At 65.7% G+C, this 22,054-nt stretch carries 17 protein-coding genes and 1 pseudogene; 9 read left to right on the top strand and 9 right to left on the bottom strand.

Annotated features, from left to right (window positions below; translation table 11 throughout):
• Positions 1-104 precede the first annotated feature (104 nt).
• From XH81_RS25210 to XH81_RS25170, 9 genes are all read right to left on the bottom strand, one after another.
• Positions 105-587, bottom strand: a complete 483-nt coding sequence (locus tag XH81_RS25210) for a cytochrome c-type biogenesis protein (RefSeq protein ID WP_028143010.1) — start codon at positions 585-587, stop codon at positions 105-107.
• 4 nt (positions 588-591) lie between these two features.
• The gene (locus XH81_RS25205) at positions 592-2,574 is read right to left on the bottom strand and encodes a heme lyase CcmF/NrfE family subunit (RefSeq protein ID WP_028143009.1); all 1,983 of its coding nucleotides are present in this window, start codon (positions 2,572-2,574) and stop codon (positions 592-594) included.
• Positions 2,571-3,098, bottom strand: coding sequence for a cytochrome c maturation protein CcmE (gene ccmE, locus XH81_RS25200; RefSeq protein ID WP_028143008.1), 528 nt, complete (start codon positions 3,096-3,098; stop codon positions 2,571-2,573). The genes XH81_RS25205 and ccmE overlap by 4 nt, the downstream gene beginning before the upstream one ends.
• Before the next feature lie 37 nt (positions 3,099-3,135).
• Entirely contained in the window at positions 3,136-4,245 is a 1,110-nt protein-coding gene (gene ccmI, locus XH81_RS25195; protein WP_028143007.1) for a c-type cytochrome biogenesis protein CcmI, read from the bottom strand.
• A 131-nt stretch (positions 4,246-4,376) separates the two neighbouring features.
• On the bottom strand, positions 4,377-4,646 hold the full coding sequence (locus XH81_RS25190; RefSeq protein ID WP_028143006.1) for a hypothetical protein: 270 nt from the start codon (positions 4,644-4,646) through the stop codon (positions 4,377-4,379).
• A gap of 100 nt (positions 4,647-4,746) precedes the next feature.
• The gene (locus tag XH81_RS25185) at positions 4,747-6,147 is read right to left on the bottom strand and encodes a hypothetical protein (protein WP_028143005.1); all 1,401 of its coding nucleotides are present in this window, start codon (positions 6,145-6,147) and stop codon (positions 4,747-4,749) included.
• Positions 6,148-6,307: 160 nt separating this feature from the next.
• Complete coding sequence (locus tag XH81_RS25180) at positions 6,308-7,684, bottom strand: sensor histidine kinase (protein ID WP_028143004.1); 1,377 nt, start codon at positions 7,682-7,684, stop codon at positions 6,308-6,310.
• 94 nt (positions 7,685-7,778) lie between these two features.
• Complete coding sequence (locus XH81_RS25175; protein WP_018315821.1) at positions 7,779-8,444, bottom strand: response regulator transcription factor; 666 nt, start codon at positions 8,442-8,444, stop codon at positions 7,779-7,781.
• 229 nt (positions 8,445-8,673) lie between these two features.
• Positions 8,674-8,829 (bottom strand): hypothetical protein, encoded by a 156-nt coding sequence (locus tag XH81_RS25170; protein ID WP_018315820.1) that lies wholly within the window; start codon positions 8,827-8,829, stop codon positions 8,674-8,676.
• 236 nt (positions 8,830-9,065) lie between these two features.
• Between XH81_RS25170 and ku the strand changes: the two genes are divergently transcribed.
• The 9 genes and pseudogenes from ku to XH81_RS25125 all read left to right on the top strand — a co-directional run bounded on the left by ku (position 9,066) and on the right by XH81_RS25125 (position 22,031).
• Positions 9,066-10,061, top strand: a complete 996-nt coding sequence (gene ku, locus XH81_RS25165; RefSeq protein ID WP_028143003.1) for a non-homologous end joining protein Ku — start codon at positions 9,066-9,068, stop codon at positions 10,059-10,061.
• Between the two features lie 57 nt (positions 10,062-10,118).
• A complete protein-coding gene (locus XH81_RS25160) occupies positions 10,119-10,355 on the top strand; it encodes a hypothetical protein (protein WP_028143002.1) in 237 nt (78 codons plus the stop codon).
• Positions 10,356-10,644: 289 nt separating this feature from the next.
• Positions 10,645-10,809, top strand: a complete 165-nt coding sequence (locus XH81_RS25155) for a Flp family type IVb pilin (RefSeq protein ID WP_018315817.1) — start codon at positions 10,645-10,647, stop codon at positions 10,807-10,809.
• A gap of 215 nt (positions 10,810-11,024) precedes the next feature.
• On the top strand, positions 11,025-12,566 hold the full coding sequence (locus tag XH81_RS25150) for a thymidine phosphorylase family protein (RefSeq protein ID WP_028143001.1): 1,542 nt from the start codon (positions 11,025-11,027) through the stop codon (positions 12,564-12,566).
• Positions 12,563-13,483, top strand: a complete 921-nt coding sequence (locus XH81_RS25145) for a ribose-phosphate pyrophosphokinase (protein WP_028143000.1) — start codon at positions 12,563-12,565, stop codon at positions 13,481-13,483. Before XH81_RS25150 ends, XH81_RS25145 begins: the two co-directional genes overlap by 4 nt.
• Positions 13,480-15,075, top strand: a complete 1,596-nt coding sequence (locus XH81_RS25140; protein ID WP_097668817.1) for an MBL fold metallo-hydrolase — start codon at positions 13,480-13,482, stop codon at positions 15,073-15,075. The genes XH81_RS25145 and XH81_RS25140 overlap by 4 nt, the downstream gene beginning before the upstream one ends.
• A 900-nt stretch (positions 15,076-15,975) precedes the next feature.
• Entirely contained in the window at positions 15,976-16,503 is a 528-nt protein-coding gene (locus XH81_RS25135; protein WP_312015357.1) for a hypothetical protein, read from the top strand.
• A 217-nt stretch (positions 16,504-16,720) separates the two neighbouring features.
• A pseudogene (locus XH81_RS25130) lies at positions 16,721-18,358 on the top strand (thiamine pyrophosphate-requiring protein); the annotation flags it as partial.
• 94 nt (positions 18,359-18,452) lie between these two features.
• The gene (locus XH81_RS25125; protein WP_097668816.1) at positions 18,453-22,031 is read left to right on the top strand and encodes a GAF domain-containing sensor histidine kinase; all 3,579 of its coding nucleotides are present in this window, start codon (positions 18,453-18,455) and stop codon (positions 22,029-22,031) included.
• The last annotated feature ends 23 nt before the right edge of the window (positions 22,032-22,054 follow it).

Below are 22,054 nucleotides of genomic sequence, written 5' to 3'. Positions count from 1 at the left end.
GGGGGACTCAAAGGCTGGAATCGAATCTTGCGACAAGCTTCCAGACAAAGGTCAACAGAGCATGAAACAAGCTGCGCCAACCGGCCTAAGTATCACTACGTAGGCTAGGACGACTTCGCATCATCGGACATCAACGCGGCGAGCCGCGCCTGTTCGTCCGCAGTGAGCGGCGGAGCAGGTACATCTGCACCACTCCGCGAGCGACGGCGGATTTGCAGCCACAGCGCCAGGCCACCGCCGATCAGAAGCAACGGCCCGAGCAGCCACAGCAGCAGGGTCTGGCGCTCGAAGCGTGGCTTCAGCAGCACGAACTCGCCGTAGCGCGCGACCAGGAAGTCGAGCACCTGCGAGTTGCTGTCGCCGGCGCCGATGCGCTCGCGCACCAGGAGCCGCAGGTCGCGCGCCAGCGGCGCATCGGAATCGTCGATCGACTGGTTCTGGCAGACCATGCAGCGCAGCTCGCGCGACAGCTCCCGCGCGCGGGCTTCCTTGGCGGGATCCGGCATGATCTCGTCGGGCTGCACGGCGTGGGCCGCAGGCAAGGCCAGCAGCATCAGCAGGACGAACGCGGCCATCATCCGGCGCATCGGATCACTCCGCCGGCTGGAGGCGCTGCTTGGCCCGCGCCGGCTTCGGCGCGCCGACCCGCAGCCGCCGGTCGGACAGCGACAGCACGCCGCCGAATGCCATCAGCACCGGCCCCCACCAGATCAGGAGCACCAGCGGCTTGTGATAGATGCGCACGGCGATGGCGCCCTCGGCATTGGCCTCGCCGAGCGAAATGTAGAGCTGGCTCGCGCCGCGCGTCAGCAGTGCGGCCTCGGTGGTCGAGGAGCCGCGGGTGGTGAAGCTGCGCTTGGAGGGCGTCATGACGCTGAGTGGCTTGCCATCGAGGCTGACGTTGAACTCGGCGATCATCTCGCGGTAGTTCGGGCCCTGACGCTGCAGCACCCCGTCGAGCTTCACGTCGAAGCCGGCGATGTGGGCGACGTCGTTCTGCTTCATGGTCGCGATGTATTCGCTGTTCCAGGTGGTCTCGCAGACGATCCCGATCAGCGCGACGCCGAGGCCGGCATGCGCGAACGTCGTGCCCCAGGCCGAGCGCGGCAGGCCGCGCGCCCGGTGCAGCACCGTTGCAAACGGCAGCCGGACGAGCCCGGTCCGCTCGACGATGTCGGTGACGGCACCGCCGATGACGAAGATGCCGAGCCCGATCGCGAGCGGCGCCAACGTGCTGCCGCCGCTGGCCCAGCCCCAGGCGATGGCGACGGCGACGAGCCCGGCGACGCCCGCCGCGAGCAGGCGCTGCGTGACGCCGAGCAGATCGCCGCGCTTCCACGCCAGCATCGGCCCGAACGGCACGGCAAGCAGCAACAGCGTAAACAGCGGCGCGAAGGTGAGGTTGTAGAAGGGCGCGCCGACCGACATCTTGAAGTCGGCGAGCATTTCCATCGCGAGCGGATAGAGCGTGCCGAACAGCACGACCGCGCAGGCCACGGTGAGCAGGAGATTGTTCAGCACCAGCGCGCCCTCGCGCGAGATCGGCGCGAACAGGCCGCCCTGCTTCAACGACGTGGCGCGGCCCGCGAACAGGGACAGGCTGCCGCCGATGAACAGGCAGAGGATCAGCAGGATGAACACGCCGCGGGTAGGATCGGTGGCGAAGGCGTGCACGGAGGTGATGACGCCCGAGCGCACCAGGAAGGTGCCGAGCAGCGACAGCGAGAAGGTCAGGATCGAGAGCAGGATGGTCCAGACCTTCAGCGCGTTGCGCTTCTCCATCACCAGGGCGGAATGGAGCAGCGCGGTGCCGGAGAGCCACGGCATCAGCGAGGCGTTCTCGACCGGATCCCAGAACCACCAGCCGCCCCAACCGAGCTCGTAATAGGCCCAGTACGAACCCATGGCGATGCCGAGCGTCAGGAAGATCCAGGCGACCAGCGTCCACGGCCGCACCCAGCGCGCCCAGGCTGCGTCGATCCGGCCCTCCATCAGCGCCGCGATCGCGAAGGAGAACGAGATCGAAAAGCCGACATAGCCGAGATAGAGCATCGGCGGATGCACGGCGAGGCCGATGTCCTGGAGCACCGGATTGAGATCGCGCCCCTCGATCGGCGGGGCGGCGATACGCAGGAACGGGTTCGACGTCACGAGGATGAACAGATAGAAGGCGCTGGCGACCCATGCCTGCACGGCAAGCACGTGCGCGCGCAGCGACAGCGGCAGATTATTGCCGAACGCCGCAACGAGCCCGCCGAACAACGCGAGGATCGACACCCACAACAGCATCGAGCCTTCATGGTTTCCCCACACGCCGGTGATCTTGTAGAGCAGCGGCTTCATCGAGTGGGAGTTCTCGTAGACGTTGGCGACGGAAAAGTCCGAGTTCACGTGCAGCATCACGAGAGCTACGAACGAGGCACCGACGAACAGGAGCTGCGCTAGCGCCGTGGATCGCGCCACATTCATGAGCGCGACATCGTTGAGGCGCGCGCCAATCAGGGGCACGATTGACTGGATCAGTGCGAGCCCAAGCGCCAGCACCAACGCGTAATGTCCGGATTCTGCGATCACCGCATTGCTCCCTGCGGATTGCCCTGTGCGGTCGTCGCCGCGGGCTTGCCCGCATCGGACGTCTTGCCGCTATCAGAGGGCTTGCCGCCGTAATCGTCCTTCCAGTGCCCCTGCTTCTTCAGGGCATCGGCAACGTCCTTGGGCATGTAGGTCTCGTCGTGCTTGGCCAGCACGGTATCAGCCTTGAACACGCCATGGGCGTCAAGCGCGCCCTCGGCGACGACGCCCTGCCCTTCGCGGAACAGGTCGGGCAGGATGCCCTTGTAGGCCACCGGCAGCTTGGCGTTGCCATCGGCAACCTCAAAGGTCACCGCGAGATTGTCGCCGCGCTGGAGCGAACCGGGCTGTACCAGCCCGCCGAGGCGAAACCGCTTGCCGGGCTCGACGTGCTTCTCGGCGACCATGGTCGGCGTCGAGAAGAACACGATGGAGTCGCGAAGTGCGTTGAGCACCAGCGCGGCCGCGAGCGCGAGCACGGCGAGCGAGCCGCCGATGATGGTCATACGTCGCTGCTTGCGCGTCATGGCGTATCCGTTCTCCGCGTCTCTTGTCCCGACATCGTCATCCGCCGAGCCCGAGAGTCCTGAGGCCTTCATCAAGTTGGCGCAGCCGCTCGGCGTCGCTGGCAACCGCCTGCCGGGCATCGGCCGATGCCCCCATGGCCTTGTCCCGCTCGCCCATCACGAGATAGGCGCGCACCAGCCGCAGCCATCCATCGACGTCGTCGCCGTTCTGCTTCAACCGGGTGGCCAGACGATCGACCATGCCGCGCACCATCGCGTTGCGATCGCCTTCGGCCATATCCTTGGACGCAGCAATCGTCTCGTCGGACAGCGCCGGCATCGTCCCGCCACCGACCCGCACCAGCGAGGACTGCACCAGGGCACGCCACGGCGCATCCGCGGGCGCTTTCGCAAGCAACGCGCGCCAGATCGTGGCTGCATCGTCCTTGCGGCCGTCCTGCTCGGCGGCAAGGCCGAGGAAGTAGTTCGCCTTGGGATCGTCCGCGTTCAGGGCGTGCGCACGCTCAAATTCCGCCTTGGCCTCGACGGTCACCACACCCCCGGCGGCAGCCGAGATCGCTTCGCCGAGATCGGACCGGCGCTCCGCGCTCTCGCCATTGTAGGTGAGCGAGTTGCGATAGGCGCGCACGGCATCGTCGAAACGGCCGAGCCGCTCCAACACCGGCGCAAGCACATTCCAGCCGCGCCCGTCGGTCGGATTCTTCTCCAGATGTTGCTGGACCTGCACGACGAGATTCTCGAGCGACTGCGCCACGCCGGACCCGGATCCACGCTCGCGCTGCGCCAGGGGAAAGTCCTGAAGCCGGGGCGAGCCGAGTGGCATGTAGACGCCGATCGCAACGAGCGGCAGGCCAGCGAGCGCCAGCACGGCCGCCGCGCGGCGCCATTTGAGATTCGATTTCGGCGCCACGACGGGCTCGCTGGCGGCCGCGGCGAGCAGCCTGCGGCTGATCTCGACGCGCGCAGCCTCGGCGTCCGGCGCAGGAATCAAGCCTGCGGCGAGATCACGCTCGATCTCGGCCAGCTGGTCCTTGTAAACCGCGACCTCGCTGCCCTGGTCTTGCGCGCGTCCATTGCGGCCAAGCGGCCAGAGCACGGCGAAAATCGCCGCGACCGTCATCAGCGCGAACACGAACCATAGCGTCATCTGGCAAGCTTCCGGCAGCGCACGAACCGCGCCCATAGGTGGCTTTACACCACGGCCGGATGATGCGGCAATTGACAATTGTCAATTTGGCGCGACCGCGCACGGTCTCGAAACGGTGAAAATCCAACGGCTTAGCCGATCTCGAAGTCCGTACTTTGCGCGGCGTCCTCACCGTGGCCGTTGAAGGCCCTCAGGAAGTATGTTCCCGGCTTGACTGCGTCCGGCAATCTGATGCGCAGCGCTCCGACGGGAACCGGGGATGCAACCCTCGTGATTGTCTCGGAGAGTTGCCGACCGCTTGCCTTCTCGACCAGCACCACTTTGGCGCCGACCATCAGTCTTTGATACTTGGCAACAATGATGCGGTTCTCAATTTCGATGGAGCTGATTACGGGTTTCATGCGCCCACAAATAGAAGTTCCCCGGACTTGCACGGGGACCGTACGGCGCACCACCGGCACCGTCAACCACAAATTGTGATCACGAAAATATGCGCTTAGGCTAGCTTGCGCGCGACGATTTCCGCTCGCCGGTCGCTGCGTTCTCCGCGGCCCGGCTCATCAGCGAGGCGTAATCATCGCCAAACAGCACCTGGCAGAAGCGAATCGCGGCCTGCACCTGCTGCTGCCGATAGGTGCGCACCTTGTGATCGGCGGCGCGCAGCGACTGCACCAATTGCTCGGTCGAGCGTTCGACATATTGCTGAAGGTCGGAATAGGTGCGCAGCGTCACCTCGTTGATCGCAAGCTCGCTCGCATAATTGCGGCAGGTCGCGACGAAATCGATCAGCGCCGCCGTTTCCTCCACCTCGGTGCTGTCGATCCGCGCCCCCGGCGGAATGTCTTTCTCGGGGCGCTGGCGCAGGATGCGGCGAACGCGGCCGGGAACGCTGTCGATCTCGGATTGCAGCGCATTGGAGATGTCGGCCCGGATCGAGGTCAATTGCTTGCCCCAGGCGGAATCGTTGCGCAGGTCGAGCTCGGTGCGCAGGCCGCGCACGCCGTCGTGCAGCGCCTTGAGGTTGCCGGCAACGTTGTCGAAATGGCCGCGCTTGATGTCCATGCGCAGGGTAGCGGCAACACAGGACAGGTCGTGCAGCGCGATCGTGACGGCAACGCCGTAAGGCGTCGCCGCGACGCGGATCTCGTCGTCGGACGCGGCAATCTTGATGGCGAGGCGGATGATCTGCCACGGGGCAGTCATCCGCTGCACCACGATCGACAGCGCGAAGGGCAGCATTTGCGGCGTCTGCAGGACCGGAATGTTGAGCGCCGACGTCACCGAGGCGATCTGCGGATCGCCGAAAGCGCGCAGAGTGCGCGGCAGCTTCTCGTTCAAGCCGGCGATGGCCTCCCGGACCTGAAGCACCGCTCCGATCGAATAGAGGTCCTCGATCACGTTGGGCGGGCCGACCCGGGCGAGCGCGCGCGACTTGTCGCCGCCGCCGGGACCGGTCAGCTCGAAAATGGCATCCGCAGCCACCCCCTGGAGCTTCTGCGCGAGGGCCTCGACCTGCCCCGCACTATCGGGGGGCATCCGCGCCAGCGCGGCCTCGAACTCGTTCACCTTGTCCGGTGCGCCGTCGCGGCCGAGCCATTGCCAGATCGGCTGCAGCGAAGTGCGGCGGATCTGGCCGACCCGCAGCGGGACGCCGGCCTCGATCAGGAACGGTTCCAGCGCCTGGAACAACAGCCGCGACAGATCGTCCGTGCGCGGCGGCGGGGCTTCATCGGCTTCCGACTTGCGGACGATCTTGCGCAACTGCTCGAGCACGAGGGTCGCGACAGCCGTATCCTGGCCGCGCTCGAGCGCGCGCTCGAACTCCCGCATCAGCAGCGCCTGCGCCTGCGGCGGGAGCTGCGCGAGATATTCCCTCAGCCGCTCGATCGATGTCTGGCTCATGCGCCCGGGTAATGCACGGTAAAATGGCGGACATGGGATGGGTCCGGCGCGATCATAGGAGGCCCCCACTTAAGAAGCCGTTTAGGACGTCGGAGCGAATCCCACAGGTTTGCTGCGGCCGGGCGTCGGTGAGGACGAATATCCCTGTCGGAACAACGGATTATACGCCCGGAAGGACCAGCTCGGCACGCAGGCCGCCGGTCGGCGCACCACCGAGCGAGAGGCTGCCGCCATAAAGCGCGGCGAGATCGACCACGATGGACAGGCCCAGCCCCGAGCCGGGCTTGGACTCGTCGAGCCGCTGGCCGCGCCGCGAGACCTGCGCCCGCTCGGCTTCCGACAAGCCGCGGCCGTCGTCATCGACGATGATCCGCAGCCGCGGGCCCACCCCGGCCTGGTGCGGCGCTTCCACGAGGACCTCGATGAAGACGCGCGAGGCCGCCCATTTGCAGGCATTGTCGACGAGATTGCCGACCATCTCCTCCAGATCCTGCCGCTCGCCGCGAAATTTTGCCGACGGATCGGCCTTGGCGTCGACCATGATGCCACGGTCGCGATGGATCTTCTCCATGGTCCGCCGCAGCGCCTCGATGGCAGGCGCCACCTCCGTCACCGTCCCAACGACCGAGACCCGCGCCGCGATGCGCGCACGCTCCAGATGATGGTCGACCTGGTCGCGCATCACATCCGCCTGCTCCATCACCTTGGCCGCGAAGGGATCGGCGATGTGGGCGCCGGCCTCGTTGACGATGACAGAGAGCGGCGTCTTGATCGCATGGGCGAGATTGCCGACATGGGTGCGTGCGCGCTCGACGATTTCGCGATTGGCATCGATCAGCGCGTTGGTCTCGCGCGCCAGTGGCGCGATCTCGACCGGGAATTCGCCCTCGAGCCGCTCAGCCCGCCCGGAGCGGATATCGGCGATCGATTCCGAGATGCGCTTGAGCGGTGCGAGGCCGAAGCGGACCTGGAACACGGTCGTCAGCAGCAGCACGATGCCGAGCGCGGTGAAGGTGCCGCCGAGATAGTAGTCGAAACTGCGCGTCTCGTCGAAAATCTCGGTATCGTCGCCGGCGACGCTGACCAGAAACTTGCCGTCGGCGCCGAGATCGACGGGACGCTCGACCATGCGCAGATTCTGCCCCTCGGGCCCGTCGACATAGGCCAGCCGGATTCCGGCGGCGGTGAGCTCGGTGCCCTGCTCTTCCAGCTTCGGCAGCTTCTTGTCCCAGAGCGAGCGCGAGGAGCGCACCTCCGGCTTTTCGGTGTCGGTCCGCGTGATCTGCCAGTACCAGCCGGACAACGGCAGCTCGAACAGCGGCTCGCCGAGCGACTGGAACTGGCGGTCCGGCGGCTCGTCGGGGGTCGCGACCTCGGCGATGAGGGTGCGGAGATAGAGATTGAGCCGGCGGTCGAAGGCGCGCTCGGTGGCGTTCTTGTAGACCGACGACAGCACCACGCCGGTGATGGCCAGAATCACCACGAGCCAGGCGGTCGCCGACAGGAACAGGCGGGTCGCAAGCGAACTAGCGGCCATCGGAATGATCCGGGAAGGCGCAGGGTGGCGGGCGTCAGAACTCATGTCCCGGACCAAGGCCCCTGTCAGGCTGCCCGTCAAGCCCCGGAACGCCTCAGGCGGCCGGCGGGGTTAGGAGATAGCCGAGGCCGCGGACAGTCTGGATGATGTCGACGTCGAGCTTCTTGCGGATGCGGCCGACGAACACCTCGATCGTATTCGAGTCGCGGTCGAAGTCCTGGTCGTAGAGGTGCTCGACCAGCTCGGTGCGCGAGACCACCCGGCCGGAATGGTGCATCAGGTAGGCCAGAAGCCGATATTCGTGTGAGGTCATCTTGACGGGATTGCCTGACACGCTGACGCGGCCGGTCCTGGTGTCGAGCGTGACGGGGCCGCAGCTGAGCTCGCTCTGGGCATGGCCGGTCGAGCGGCGCAGCAGCGCACGGATACGGGCCAGCACTTCCTCCAAATGGAACGGCTTTGCGACATAGTCGTCGGCGCCGGCATCGAAGCCCTGCACCTTGTCGCTCCAGCGGTCGCGTGCGGTGAGGATCAGGACCGGCATGGTGCGGCCGTTGCGGCGCCAGGCCTCCAGCACCGAGATGCCGTCCTTCTTCGGCAGGCCGATGTCGAGCACGACGGCATCATACGGCTCGTTATCGCCGAGATAGTGCCCCTCCTCTCCGTCGAAGGCGCGATCGACGACATAGCCGGCGTCGGTCAACGCCTTGGTGAGCTGGCGATTGAGATCGGGGTCGTCCTCAACAACGAGCAGGCGCACGCTTCTCTCCAGACATAGGCCGCATCAACACCGCCCCAGATGAGCAATTCCGGCGTGAACTGAATATGAACGCGGGGAACCGGGCGCGTTACTTTTTGGTCATATACGATGTGTCCGCAGCCCATGCGACTGCGCCCGCCATGCGACCGGACGAGCCGGCAACATGGCGGGCGCAGTGTGCCGCGTCCCGCGGCAGGTCGGAAGGTCCGCCCTTCCCGTGATTCGGCCGTCAGGTCCGGAAGAACACGAACCAGATGACGGCGAGGATCAGGATCGCAAGCCCGGTCGAGATGGCGAGCAATGCGGCAACTGACGGCCCAGGTTCGCCCTGACGCGCCTCGGTTGGTGTTTCGACGATCTGACGCTGCTCTCGCGTGGTTGCCATGATGCCCTCAATCTCTGCGTGTCGCCTCCGATGACCGCGACCTCCTCGCAGCCGTGCATGTGGAGCCAACGCCCGATCCGATGTGATGTTCCGGCTTTTCCCACCCCAATGGACCGCGACCCCACGCCCGGCGGCCGGTTAACGCAGTTGCAAGATTCAACGCCCGGCCTTGCTATGATTCGCTGTTTCCCGATGGTATCCTCATAGGTCTGTCCTTGTTGCGTTTGGAGTAGCCCATGGCCCCCCGCGCCAATTGGAAGGGTTTTCTGCGTTTGTCGCTCGTGACCTGTCCGGTCGCGCTCTATCCGGCCACTTCGGATACCGAGAAGGTCTCCTTCAACCAGATCAACCGCAAGACCGGCCACCGGATCAAGTATCTCAAGGTCGACGCCGAGACCGGCGACGAGGTGACGTCCGAGGACATCGTCAAGGGCTACAAGGTCGACACCGACACCTATATCGAAGTCACCAAGGACGAGCTCGACGACATCGCGCTCGATTCGACCCACACGATCGATATCGACGAGTTCGTGCCGAAGTCCGACATCGACAACCGCTATCTGATCCGCCCCTATTACCTCGTGCCCGACGGCAAGGTCGGCCATGACGCCTATGCGGTGATCCGCGAGACCATCCGCAGCATGGACAAGGTCGCGATCGGCCGCGTGGTGCTGACCAACCGCGAGCACATCATCGCGCTGGAGCCGCTCGAGAGCGGGCTGATGGGCACGCTGCTGCGCTACCCCTACGAGGTCCGCAGCGAGGCCGAATATTTCGACGACATCCAGGACGTGAAGCTGACCAGGGACATGCTCGACCTCGCCAAGCACATCGTCGAGAAGAAGTCCGGCGCGTTCGACCCCGAGCTGTTCGAGGACCATTACGAGACCGCGCTGATCGATCTCATCAACAAGAAGCGCAGCGGCGCCCCGATCACCGCCAAGGCCGCGCCGAAGAGCGGCGGCAACGTCATCAACTTGATGGACGCGCTGAAGAAGAGCATCGCGAGCGAGAAGGACGCCGCGCCTGCGGCGAAGGTCGCCAAGGAGACCGCGAAAGCCAGGAAGCCGAAGAAGCGCGTCGCGGGCCAGCGCGAGATGCTGCTGCCGATCGCCGGCAAGGGCGGCAAGGATGCTGCTGCGAAGACGGCGACCAGGGAAGCGGCCAGGGAAACTTCGAAGAAGGCCGACAAGCCGGTGCGCGCGCCTGCTCGGGCGAAGAAGGCCGGCTAGACGCATCCCCCCGCGATCGCGCCGTGATGCCACACCTCGCCGATCTGGCGGCCTGACATGCCCTGGTCGAGGGCGTTCGACGATCCCGTTCGCGTCAGCGACAAGCGCGAGCTGCTGACGCTTCAGGAGGCGGCCGACTACATCATGCGGCTGCCCGAGGACGTCCAGCACGAGCCGCGCTGGCAGACCGCCATCGAGACCTTGATCAATGCGGCCGAGACGGGCGGCGGCTGGATGATGTTCGCCCGCATCGCGATGTTGCGGGCGCTGAATGCGGACGACCGGCGCCGATGAGCGCCATGGTGTCCTCGCCGGCCCGTTGACAAACAGGCTCAACAATCGGTTAAGCGGCGCCGCGATGACGCACTGACGGGCGCTGTGCCCGCGCAGCCCTGGGGTGGCTTGGCGATATCGATCCAGTTGGACGGATCGATGGAACCTTAATTTAATGAATGCCGTCGTATGAGCAGTGGCGCGCTCGCCCGGGCTTAATACTTTTGGCGCGCATGAAGACTTATTCGATCTATTTGCAAGTCCGATAACGACGCGGCCATACGTTGGATCGGATGAACGGGAGTTGGCAATGCGTTTGCTTAGGTCCTTCCTTGCCGATGAGAATGGTGCAACCGCGATCGAGTACGGCCTCATTGCCGCAGGCATCGCGCTGGCGATCATAACGGCCGTGAACACCATGGGCGGCGCCCTCCTCAACAACAAGTTTGTCGCGATCAGCACGGGGATAAAGTAGCCCGCTCCCCGATTTGGCCGGCCAACATCGGCGATATCGCCACGGCATTCGACTTCCCCTGTCATTTCCAGACCGACGCGCCTGCAGCAGCGCGCCTGCGTGACGGCCCGCCGCAGCCCACCCATGTCCCGCGCGCGGGCCATGATCTGGGTCAACAGCATCAGGACGGCGACGTCTAAGCATGGAGGTTGCGTTCCCTTCCTGCCGGCCTGTCCATGCATCCAGACCTTCCGCACTCCCAACTGAAAATCCGCCGCGTCCGGCTCGATACCGGCCGCGAGAACGTTGTCGTCGTCTCCAGGCAGTCGAAGGCGCTGCGCGCGGAGATCTTCCGCGGCTTCAGCCGCGTCGAGCTGCGTCAGGGCAGCAAGGTCCTGCTGGCGACGTTGCTGATCACGGACGACGATACGCTGGTGGCCCCGGACGAGATCGGACTCTCTGAACCCGCGTTGCGGCGTTTCGGGCAAGGCGCCGGCACGCTGGTCACGGTCAGGCCCGCGGCACCGCCGGAGAGCCTGGAAGCGGTGCGCGCGAAGATCCGCGGGCGGACCCTGAGCCCGGCCGAAATCGGCGCGATCATCAACGACCTCGCGCATTATCGCTATTCGGACATGGAGATCGCTGCCTTCCTGATCGGGTCGGCAAGCTTCATCACCAGCGACGAGCTGCTCGCCCTCACGGGGGCGATGGCCCAGGCCGGCACGCAATTGGTGTGGCCAACGCCTGTCGTCGTCGACAAGCATTGCATCGGTGGCATTCCCGGCAATCGCACCTCGATGGTCGTGGTGCCGATCGTCGCCGCCCATGGCCTGCCGATCCCGAAGACTTCTTCGCGCGCCATCACTTCGCCTGCCGGCACCGCCGACACGATGGAGGTGCTGGCGCGGGTGAATGTCGGCGTCGAGGAAATGAAGGCGATCGTCTCGGCCTGCAACGGCTGCCTGATCTGGGGCGGACACGTGAACCTGTCGCCGGCCGACGACGTCCTGATCTCGGTCGAGCGCCCGCTGAGCCTCGATACCCGCGAGCAGATGGTCGCCTCCATCATGTCCAAGAAGATCGCGGCAGGCTCGACGCATCTGTTGATCGACATTCCGGTCGGGCCGACCGCGAAGGTCACCAATGGCGTCGAGGCGATGCGGCTGCGCAAGCTGTTCGAATTCGTCGGCGACCGTTTCGGCCGCACGGTCGAGGTGATCACGACCGACGGAAGCCAGCCGATCGGCAACGGCATCGGGCCGGTGCTCGAGGCCAATGACGTCATGGCCGTGCTCGGCAACGACAAGGATGCGCCGCGCGACCTGCGCGAGAAATCGCTCCGGCTCGCCGCCCATCTGCTGGAATACGATCCGAAGCTGCGCGGCGGCGCCGGCTATGCGAGGGCGCGCGAACTGCTCGACAGCGGCGCGGCGCTGAAGCAGATGCAGAAGATCATCGACGCCCAGGGTCCGTCGACATGCAGCAGCGAGCTCGGATCGCTCAGCTTCGACGTCAAGGCGGCGCATGACGGCACCGTGTCCGCGATCGACTGCCTGCGTCTTAACCGCCTCGCCCGCACCGCCGGCGCGCCGCTCGACAAGGGCGCCGGTATCCGCCTGTTCAAGAAGATCGGCGATCGCGTCGAGCAGGGCGAGCCGCTCTATCGTGTCTACACGTTCGACCGCCCCGAGCATGATCTCGCCGCCGATGCCGCCACCGAGGAGACCGGGTTCGTCGTCAACGGTCATGACGCCCTGCAAGGCAAGTCGGCGCCGTGAGCACGATCGCGCTTCAGACCCTGCCCGGCGGCAGCGATACGGCAAAGCGCCTCGCGGCGCGGCTCGGGCTTGCCTGCAGCGAGATCGCCGTGCATCGTTTTCCGGACGGCGAGCTGCGCGTCGCCGTCGCGCCGGCGGCCGACACCACAATCCTCTATGCCCCGCTCGACCAACCCAACGACAAGCTGATCGCCCTGCTGTTCGCTGCGGAGGCGCTGCGACGCAACGGCGCGAAGCGGCTGGTGCTGGTCGCGCCCTATCTCTGCTACATGCGGCAGGATGCTGCATTTCATCCGGGCGAGGCCATCAGCCAGCGGGCCATGGGCAATCTCCTTGCAATGACCGTGGACCGTATCGTCACCGTGGATGCGCATTTGCACCGCACCCCCGATATCAGATCGGTCTTTCCGGGTATCGAAGCGGAGAACCTGTCCGCCATGCCAGCGATCGCGAACGCGCTGGCGACGAGCGGCATCGATCCCGCGACAATCGTGATCGGACCCGACAGGGAGTCCGAGCCCTGGGTGAACGACATCGCGAGCCGGCTGCGACTTCAGCACACGGTGGCGCAAAAGTCGCGGCACGGCGATCGTTCCGTGGCAATCAGTTTTGCCGATCCCGGCCTGCTCGCGGGACGGCCGGCGCTGCTGGTGGATGACATCGTCTCCTCCGGGACGACGCTGATGGCCGCGGCGAAGGCCCTGACGGCGATGGGCGCCACCGCCGTCGATGCGGTCATCACGCACGCGCTGTTTCCACCCGCGATGACCGTCGCGTTCGCCAGCGCCGGCATCCGGTCAATCCGCTCGACCGACAGCGTTCCGCATCCGACCAACGCGATTTCCCTCGACGAGAGTCTCGCGGCCGCCTTGCGGTCCGAGCTGACGACGACACTTCCTCCGGAGACGAGGCCATGAGCATCACCGTTCGATTTTGCGGCGCCGCCCGCACCGTGACCGGTTCGAGCTATCTGTTCCAGACCGCGACCGGCCGCTTCCTGGTCGATTGCGGCCTGTTCCAGGGCCAGAAGACGCTGAAGGAGCTCAACTACGGCGCCTTTCCGTTCCGCCCCGCCGATATCGATGCCGTGCTGCTCACGCACGCCCATATCGACCATAGCGGTCTCTTGCCGAAGCTCGTGCGCGCGGGATTCGACGGACCGATCCTGGCGACGCGCGGCACGATCGACCTCTGCTCCTACATGTTGCCAGACGCCGGCAGCATCCAGGAATCGGAAGTCACGCAGCTCAACCGTCGCAATGCCTCGCGCGGACGAAAGCAGGTCGCGCCGATCTACACGCAGGCCGATGCCATTGCATCGCTGCAATCGTTTCGCGCGGTCGACTATGAACGCTGGACCGACGTGATCCCGGGCGTCCGCGCGCGCTACTGGAACGCCGGCCATCTGCTCGGCTCGGCCTCGATCGAGCTCGAAATCGCCGAACGGGGCGCGCCACGTCCACTGCGCGTGCTGCTGTCCGGCGATGTCGGGCCGGAGGCCAAGCTGCTGCAGCCCGATCCCGAAGCGCCGGCCGATTTCGACTACGTCATCTCGGAATCGACCTACGGCGACCGGCTGCGCGAGGCCACCACACCTGAGCTCCGCCGCAAGCACCTCGCGGCCGAGGTGCGCGATGCCGCGACGGCCGGCGGCGCGCTGTTGATGCCTGCCTTCGCGGTCGAGCGCACCCAGGAGCTGATCGTCGATCTCGTCGACCTGATGGAGCACGGCGAGATTCCGACCGCACCGATCTTCCTCGATTCTCCGCTCGCGATCCGCGCCACCGAAGTGTTTCGCCGCCATGCCGAGAGCCTCGACCCATCCGTCGATGCCGCGCGCCTGCTCAACTCGCCGCATCTCAAATTCACCGAGACCGCGGACGAGAGCAAGGCGATCATGCGCCTGTCCGGATTCCATATCATCATCGCCGCGAGCGGCATGTGCGACGCCGGCCGCATCCGCCACCATCTGAAGCGCTGGCTGTGGAACGAGCGCGCGACGGTGCTGCTCGCCGGCTTCCAGGCCAACGGCACGCTCGGCCGCTTCCTCCAGAACGGAGCCAAGGCCGTGCGGATCCAGGGCGAGGAGATCAAGGTCGCGGCTCGCATCCGCATGATCGACGAATATTCCGGCCATGCCGACGGCGCCGGCATCGCCAGCTGGATCGCGGCGCGCCGACCCATTTCCCGCGGGCTGTTCCTGGTCCATGGCGAGGAAGGCGCGATCGCGGGGCTCGCCGAACGCGTCGCCGAGCGCATCGTTCCGGCGGCCAGGGTCTACCAGCCGGTGCTCGACGATATCTACGAGCTCGCCGCGCCCGAACCGCGCGTGCTCGACGTCGATCACCGCCGGCGGCTCGCGCCGGAGGCCGTGACCCGTCTCGACTGGCACAACGAGATGTCGGAGCTCATGCTCGACATCAACGACAGGGTTGGGGCAGCCGCCGACGACCGCGCCCGCGGCGTCATCATCCGAAGGCTGCGCCGCGCGCTGGAGGAGAAGGCGTGACGGGACATGACGGCGCTGAAACGCGCCTCTCTCTTGTCCCGGACGCGCTGCAGCGTTCTTACGCTGCTGCGCAGAGCCGGGACCCAGACGGCTGCACATTCCGCCGGTGCATGGCCCCGGCTCTGCAGCGCACCACGCCGCGGAGATGCGGCGCGCTGCGCTACGTCCGGGGCACGAGAACGCCGTTTGGCGATAGACATGGCTGCTCATCCTCGCGGCGCGTTTCGCCCGAGCTTTGCTATCCTCTTCCGCCCTTATCTCAGCAAGGGCGCGGGGAAGGCCGGGCGCCGGCTGGCACCCGAGGTCCCGCGTGTGCGAAAGAAACGCGCACGGGGTGGACGACAGGTGATGCCGGTCGCCCGGCCTTCCCTGCGCGATGGTTTTCACGGTGTCCTTCGTGCTCTCCCCGGGGAGCGATGCACTATTGCCCCCGTCGCCTTGCAGATGGCTGATGCACGCGCCCGGTCGGGCCGCCACATCACCGCAAGCCTTGACGCACAGACCCCGGGCGTCAGGACCACACGACTTCTCCGTCCGCGCACATCCACATCCGCATCCCCGACGGCTGGCGTGCGCTCGCCATCGGGGCCGAACAAGGACGCTGTCAGCGCCGTGTCGTATCGCGCCTGCCGCTGCTCACGGGATCTCCGCCCTGCAACCAACATGACGCGCCGACGCCGTCGCGGCCACCGCTTCCCGGCCCGCGTCTCGTGACGATCGCGAAACGCCCCTTGTGGCGGGCGGGATGTGTCGGCTTGTACGGCAAAACAGAATTTCTGTAAACGCGAATATTTTGAGGCGTAGCCATAGACCCACCGCTGGTGTGTTTTGCCCGACAGGCAACACAAGCGATCGTAGCCCCCGATGCCGCGGAGCCGAATTCGAGCGCCGCTCCCACAGATGCATCTTCCCCGGATCCGGCTGCGGAACTTTGACCGCCATGTGAGTCCTGATAGTCTTCAGCACGGCGTGGCTCGACGAACCATGCTGTCAATCGATGGACCGGAGCTGTTGAAGATGCGGATGAGAAGCGTGACGCTCTTGGCACTCAGCCTCTTGCTTGCCGGCGTCTGGTCTCAGGACAGCGCGAGGGGACAGACCGCGCCGCCGGTCTCGCTTGCTCCGCCCAAGGCATCGCCGCCACGGGCGAATGCCAAAAATTCCCCGGCAGCGTCGGACAGGATCTCACCGACACCCCCGACTGGCGGACTTCCACAAGCGCCGAATTCTGCCGCCGACTATGACGGCTTCCGTGCCACCAGTGACGACAATGACACTCCGGATCGGACGACGCGACCGATCAGGTCGCGCGCGGCAAAGGGCTCCACGCCCAATCCGGATACGCAAGGCAACACGGCTCAGCAATTGATCGATCAGGAAGATGAGGCGTTGAAGCGCAAGCTGATGATCTGCCGAAACTGCAAGTAGGACGGAGCTTCCCGTCGGCCGGATGGAGCGAAAGCGAAATCCGGGGCCGGCGCAGCGGGTGCAGCTATCCCCGATTGCACTTCGCTCCCTCGGGGCTACGGCAGCGCGCTGCATAGCTGACCTACCGCCTCCTTCGCGTCCCGCACTTTACCCTCCCGCAATTTCCTGATCCTCTCTCTCCCCAACGCCGGACCAACCGGCCTGCCCAGGGAGAGACGCCATGAAGCTCGGCACCGCCATTGCGGAAATCATGCGGCGCGAGGGGATCGAGATCCTCTGCGGCTATCCCGTCAACCATCTGATCGAGCACGCCGCCAAGGCCGAGATCCGCCCTGTGATGGTGCGGCAGGAGCGCGTCGGCATCCACATGGCGGATGCGATCTCGCGGGTGACGTCGGGACCCAGCATCGGCGCGTTCTGCATGCAGCATGGGCCCGGCGCGGAGAACGCGATGGGCGGCGTCGCGCAATGCTTCGGCGAGTCCGTTCCCGTCCTGGTGTTGCCGATGGGCTATCAGCGCCGGCTGGCGCATATCGAGCCGAACTTCAATTCCAGCGAGGCGATGAAGCCCTTCGCGAAATCGTCCGAGCCGATCATTCTGGCGACCGAGGTCGCCAACATCTTCCGCCGCGCCTTCACCAAGCTGAAGAACGGCCGCGGCGGCCCCGTGATCGTCGAAATCCCCTCCGACATGTGGAACGAGGAGGTGCCGGAGCCGCTCGACTACACGCCGGTGCTGCGCACCCGCTACGGCGCCGACCCCGTGCATGTGAAGGAGGCGGCCGGCCTGCTCGTCAACGCCAAGCGCGCGGTGATCTATGCCGGCCAGGGCGTGCATTACGCGAAGGCCTGGCCGCAGTTGCAGCGGCTCGCGGAGCGGCTGGCAATCCCCGTCACCACCAGCTTAGGGGGCAAATCCTCGTTCCCGGAAACGCATCCGCTCTCGCTCGGCTCCGGCGGCCTCGCGGTGCCGCGCGCGGTGCCAAAATTCCTCGCCGAGGCCGACGTCATCCTCGGCATCGGCTGCTCCTTCACCGAGACCAACTTCGGCATCGCGATGCCGAAGGGCAAGACCATCATCCATTCCACGCTCGACCCCAATCATCTCAACAAGGATGTGGAGGCGAAAATCGGCCTCGTCGGCGACGCCGGCCTCGTGCTCGACGCGCTGCTGGAGGAGGTCGGCAAGTCCGTCACCGCGGACCGTGATGCCTCCGCGGTCGCGGCCGAGATCGCGGCCTCGCACAAGGAGTGGCTGGCGAAATGGATGCCGAAGCTCACCAGCAATGACGCCCCCTTGAGCCCCTATCGCGTGCTATGGGACCTGCAACACACCGTCGACATCGACAACACCATCATCACGCACGATGCCGGCAGTCCGCGCGACCAGCTCTCCCCGTTCTGGAAATCGACGAAACCCCTCACCTATCTCGGCTGGGGCAAGACGACGCAACTCGGCTACGGCCTTGGCCTTGCCATGGGCGCCAAGCTCGCAAAGCCCGACAAGCTCTGCATCAATGTCTGGGGCGATGCGGCGATCGGCTTCACCGGCATGGATTTCGAGACCGCAGTGCGCGAGCGCATCCCGATCATGTCGATCCTGCTCAATAATTTCTCGATGGCGATCGAGCTGAAGGTGATGCCGGTCTCGACCGAAAAATATCGCTCGACCGACATCTCCGGCGACTATGCCGCGATGGCGCGGGCCTTCGGGGGCTATGGCGAGCGGGTGACCAAGCCCGAAGACATCATCCCCGCGATCAAACGCGGCATCCAGAAGACGCAGGAAGGCGTTCCGGTGCTGCTGGAGTTCATCACCAGCAAGGAGACGGAGGTGTCGCGGCCGGGGACGTGAGACGGGCCTCCGCCGCAACCGCTGGCTCAGGGCGCGGAAGATGTGATAATCCGGGCAGGTGCCGCGCATGTCGCGGCATCGAGCCGGATCAGGAATGACGTCCCCTTCCAACGAAATCGAACAACTCGAGCGCCGATTGCTGTCGGCCGCAGCCGAGAACGCGCAGCTGCGCAGTGAGCTCGCGACTGCGCGGGATCGCCAAAGCGCCAGCGCCGAGATTCTGCGCACCATCGCGGCCTCGCCCTCCGATGCCCGGCCGGTGTTCGAGGCGATCGCGTCGAGTTCCAAGCGCTTGCTCGACGGCTTCTCCGCCACCGTGCTTCAATTCATCGGCGACGAGCTGCATCTCGTGGCGTTCACGCCGACCAGTCCGGAAGCGGACGAAGGGCTCAAGGCGTCATTCCCGCGCAAGATCGCGGAGTTTCCGACCTTTGCGCTGGTACGTGGCGGCGAGACGATCCAGTTTCCCGACAGCGAAGCCGCCGACGTGCCGCAGCTGAACCGCGATCTGGCACGGCTGCGCGGCTTCCGCAGCGTGCTGTTCATGCCGCTGATGAACCGGGGCACGCCGGTCGGCATGATCAGCGTCACCCGCGCCGAGCCGGGCGCGTTCACGCCCGACCTCGTGCAGCTGCTCCAGACCCTTGCCGACCAGGCCGTGATCGCGATCGAGAATGCACGGCTGTTCAACACGACGCGCGAGGCACTGGAGCGCCAGACCGCCACGGCGGACATTTTGAAGGTGATGGCGGCCTCGCCCTCGGACGTGCAGCCGGTGTTCGAGGCCATTGCGGCCAACGCCAACCGGCTGATCGGTGGCTTCTCCACGGCCGTGCTGCGCTATGTCGACGGTGCTGCGCACCTTGCCGCCTTCACGCCGACAGATCCGGCCGGCGATCGCGTGCTGCAGGCCTCGTTCCCGGTGCCGTTCGCGCAGTTCCCGCCCTACCAGCTCGTGGCCAAGGGTGCGGCGGCGCAACTGCCCGACACCGAGCTCGAGCCGGCCGCCCGCGACATCGCCCGCGCCCGCGGCTATCGCAGCATGCTGTTCGCGCCGCTGATGAGCGAGGGCCAAGCTATCGGCATCATCATCACGACGCGCCGTGCGATCGGCGCCTTCACTGAGCATCATGTGCGGCTGCTGCAGACCTTCGCCGATCAGGCGGTGATCGCGATCAAGAATGTCAGCCTGTTCAATGCGACGCGGGAGGCGTTGGAGCGTCAGACCGCGACCGCCGACATCCTCAAGGTGATCGCGGCTTCGCCTGCCGACGTCACGCCGGTGTTCCAGGCCATCTCCGACAGCGCCAAGGCGCTGATCGGCGGACATTCCTCCGCCGTCACCCGCGTCATCGACGGCCTGCTGCACCTGGCGGCCTTCACCACCGACAACGAGGCCGGCAACGCGGATCTGCTCAGCTCATTCCCGGCGCCGCTGGCGGCATCCGGCATTCACAGCCGGGTGGCGACGAGCGGAAAGTTCGCATTCCGCAGCGACATGCAGAACGAAGGCGACCTCACGGACGCCATGAAGGAGCTGGCGCGCACCAGAGGCTATCGCAGCATCCTCGTGATCCCGATGCTGCGCGACGGCGTTGCGATCGGCACCATTGGCGTGACGCGGCCCGAGGCCGGTCCTTTCCCGGACAAGGCGATCGCCCTGCTCCAGACCTTTGCCGACCAGGCCGTGATCGCCATCGAGAACACGCGCCTGTTCAACGAGGTGCAGGCGCGGACGCACGAACTTGCAGAGTCACTGGAGCAGCAGACTGCAACATCGGAGGTGCTCAGCGTCATCAGCCGATCGGCCGGGGATCTCGCGCCGGTGTTCGAGGCGATGCTCAGCAAGGCAATGCAGCTCTGCGGCGCCAGTTTCGGCGTGCTCAACACCTACGACGGCATGCAGTTCCGCACGGCCGCCACTTACGGCCTGCCGCCTGCCTACGATGAATTCCGGCGCAAGGCGCCCCTCAACTATGGTCCGGCCACTGCGCCGGCGCGTCTTTTGAAGGGCGAACCGTTCGTCGAAATCGTCGACCTGCTGGAGTCGGACGTCTATCGCAGCGGCGAGCCGAACCGTCGGGCGCTGGTCGATCTCGGCGGCGCCCGCTGCCTGCTCGCGGTGCCGCTGCTCCAGGACGAGCGCGTGGTCGGCAACGTCATGATCTTCAGGCAGGAGAACCGACCCTTCTCGGAGAAGCAGATCACCTTGCTGAAGCAGTTCGCGGCGCAAGCCGTGATCGCCATCGAGAACGCGCGGCTGCTCGGTGAATTGCGTCAGCGCACCGAAAATCTGACCGAGTCGCTGCAACAACAGACGGCGACTGCCGACGTGCTCAAGGTTATCAGCCGCTCGGCGTTCGACTTGCAGGCCGTGCTCGATACGCTGGTCGAATCGGCGACGCGACTGTGCGAGGCCGACATGGCGGCGATTACCCGCAAATCCGGCAGCACCTATTTCCGGGCGGGCTCCTACGGCTTTCCAGCCAAATTCGTCGAATATGTAAGAGATCTTCCGGTCCGGCCGGATAGGCGTACCATCACGGGCAGGACTCTGCTCGGCGACAAGGTTGTTCATGTCACCGATGTGCTCGAGGACCCCGATTACTCCTTTGAAGGCCAGGAATTGAGCGGAAATCCGCGTAGCTTCCTGGGTGTACCCCTGCTGCGCGAAGGCAGCACTGTTGGCGCTATTGTTCTCGCCCGTCGCGCGATCCGGCCGTTCAGCGAAAAGCAAATCGAACTCGTTACCAGTTTCGCCGACCAAGCCGTCATCGCGATCGAGAATGTGCGCCTCTTCGACGAAGTGCAGGACCGCACGCGGGAGCTTGCGAAGTCGCTCGACGATTTGCGCGCGGCGCAGGATCGGCTGGTCCAGACCGAGAAGCTCGCCTCCCTCGGCCAGCTCACCGCCGGCATCGCGCATGAGATCAAGAACCCGCTCAACTTCGTCAACAATTTTGCCTCGCTGTCCGCCGAGCTGACCGACGAACTGAACGAGGTGCTCGCGCCCGTGACGCTCGCCGGTGATGTCCGCAGCGAAGTCGACGAACTCACAGGGCTTCTCAAGGACAATCTCGGGAAAATCGTCCAGCATGGACGGCGCGCCGATTCCATCGTCAAGAACATGCTGCTGCATTCGCGCGAGGGCGGCGGCGAGCATCGGTTGAGCGACGTCAACGCCGTGGTCGAGGAGAGCCTCAACCTCGCCTATCACGGCGCACGGGCCGAGAAGCCGCAGTTCGACGTGACGCTGAAGCGCGAGCTCGATCCGGCGGCAGGCTCGGCCGATGTGTTCCCGCAGGAGATCACCCGGGTGCTGCTGAACCTGATCGGAAACGGATTCCATGCGGTCGCCAGGCGCAAGGCGGAGACCGCGGCGACGGGTTACGAGCCGGTCGTGACCGCCGCGACCCGCGACCGCGGCGATCACGTCGAGATCCGCATCCGCGACAACGGCACGGGCATCCCGGACGAGGTGAAGGAGAAGATGTTCAATCCATTCTTCACCACCAAGCCGGCCGGTGAAGGCACCGGCCTCGGATTGTCGATGAGCCACGATATCGTGGTGAAGCAGCATGGCGGCACGATCGACGTCGCGACCACGCCCGGCGAGTTCACCGAATTCACGATTGTGCTGCCGCGCAAGAGCAGCTTTTCGGACAAGCCCTGAGGACAACTTCGCCCGGGAGGCGT

Origin of the sequence: Bradyrhizobium sp. CCBAU 25360 (assembly GCF_028128695.1) — a bacterium.
Lineage (GTDB): Bacteria > Pseudomonadota > Alphaproteobacteria > Rhizobiales > Xanthobacteraceae > Bradyrhizobium > Bradyrhizobium ottawaense.
The sequence above is the reverse complement of the archived record's forward strand: the minus strand, read 5'-3'. Positions and strand labels throughout refer to the sequence as shown.

Coding starts and splice junctions, on each gene's coding strand:
- XH81_RS25160 (WP_028143002.1), top strand. CDS start 10,119: ATGCCCTGGTCGAGGGCGTTCGACGATCCCGTTCGCGTCAGCGACAAG.
- ccmE (WP_028143008.1), bottom strand. CDS start 3,098: ATGACGCGCAAGCAGCGACGTATGACCATCATCGGCGGCTCGCTCGCC.
- XH81_RS25170 (WP_018315820.1), bottom strand. CDS start 8,829: ATGGCAACCACGCGAGAGCAGCGTCAGATCGTCGAAACACCAACCGAG.
- XH81_RS25135 (WP_312015357.1), top strand. CDS start 15,976: ATGCATCTTCCCCGGATCCGGCTGCGGAACTTTGACCGCCATGTGAGT.
- ccmI (WP_028143007.1), bottom strand. CDS start 4,245: ATGACGCTATGGTTCGTGTTCGCGCTGATGACGGTCGCGGCGATTTTC.
- XH81_RS25210 (WP_028143010.1), bottom strand. CDS start 587: ATGCGCCGGATGATGGCCGCGTTCGTCCTGCTGATGCTGCTGGCCTTG.
- XH81_RS25180 (WP_028143004.1), bottom strand. CDS start 7,684: ATGGCCGCTAGTTCGCTTGCGACCCGCCTGTTCCTGTCGGCGACCGCC.
- XH81_RS25140 (WP_097668817.1), top strand. CDS start 13,480: ATGAGCATCACCGTTCGATTTTGCGGCGCCGCCCGCACCGTGACCGGT.
- XH81_RS25125 (WP_097668816.1), top strand. CDS start 18,453: ATGACGTCCCCTTCCAACGAAATCGAACAACTCGAGCGCCGATTGCTG.
- XH81_RS25190 (WP_028143006.1), bottom strand. CDS start 4,646: ATGAAACCCGTAATCAGCTCCATCGAAATTGAGAACCGCATCATTGTT.
- ku (WP_028143003.1), top strand. CDS start 9,066: ATGGCCCCCCGCGCCAATTGGAAGGGTTTTCTGCGTTTGTCGCTCGTG.
- XH81_RS25155 (WP_018315817.1), top strand. CDS start 10,645: ATGCGTTTGCTTAGGTCCTTCCTTGCCGATGAGAATGGTGCAACCGCG.
- XH81_RS25185 (WP_028143005.1), bottom strand. CDS start 6,147: ATGAGCCAGACATCGATCGAGCGGCTGAGGGAATATCTCGCGCAGCTC.
- XH81_RS25150 (WP_028143001.1), top strand. CDS start 11,025: ATGCATCCAGACCTTCCGCACTCCCAACTGAAAATCCGCCGCGTCCGG.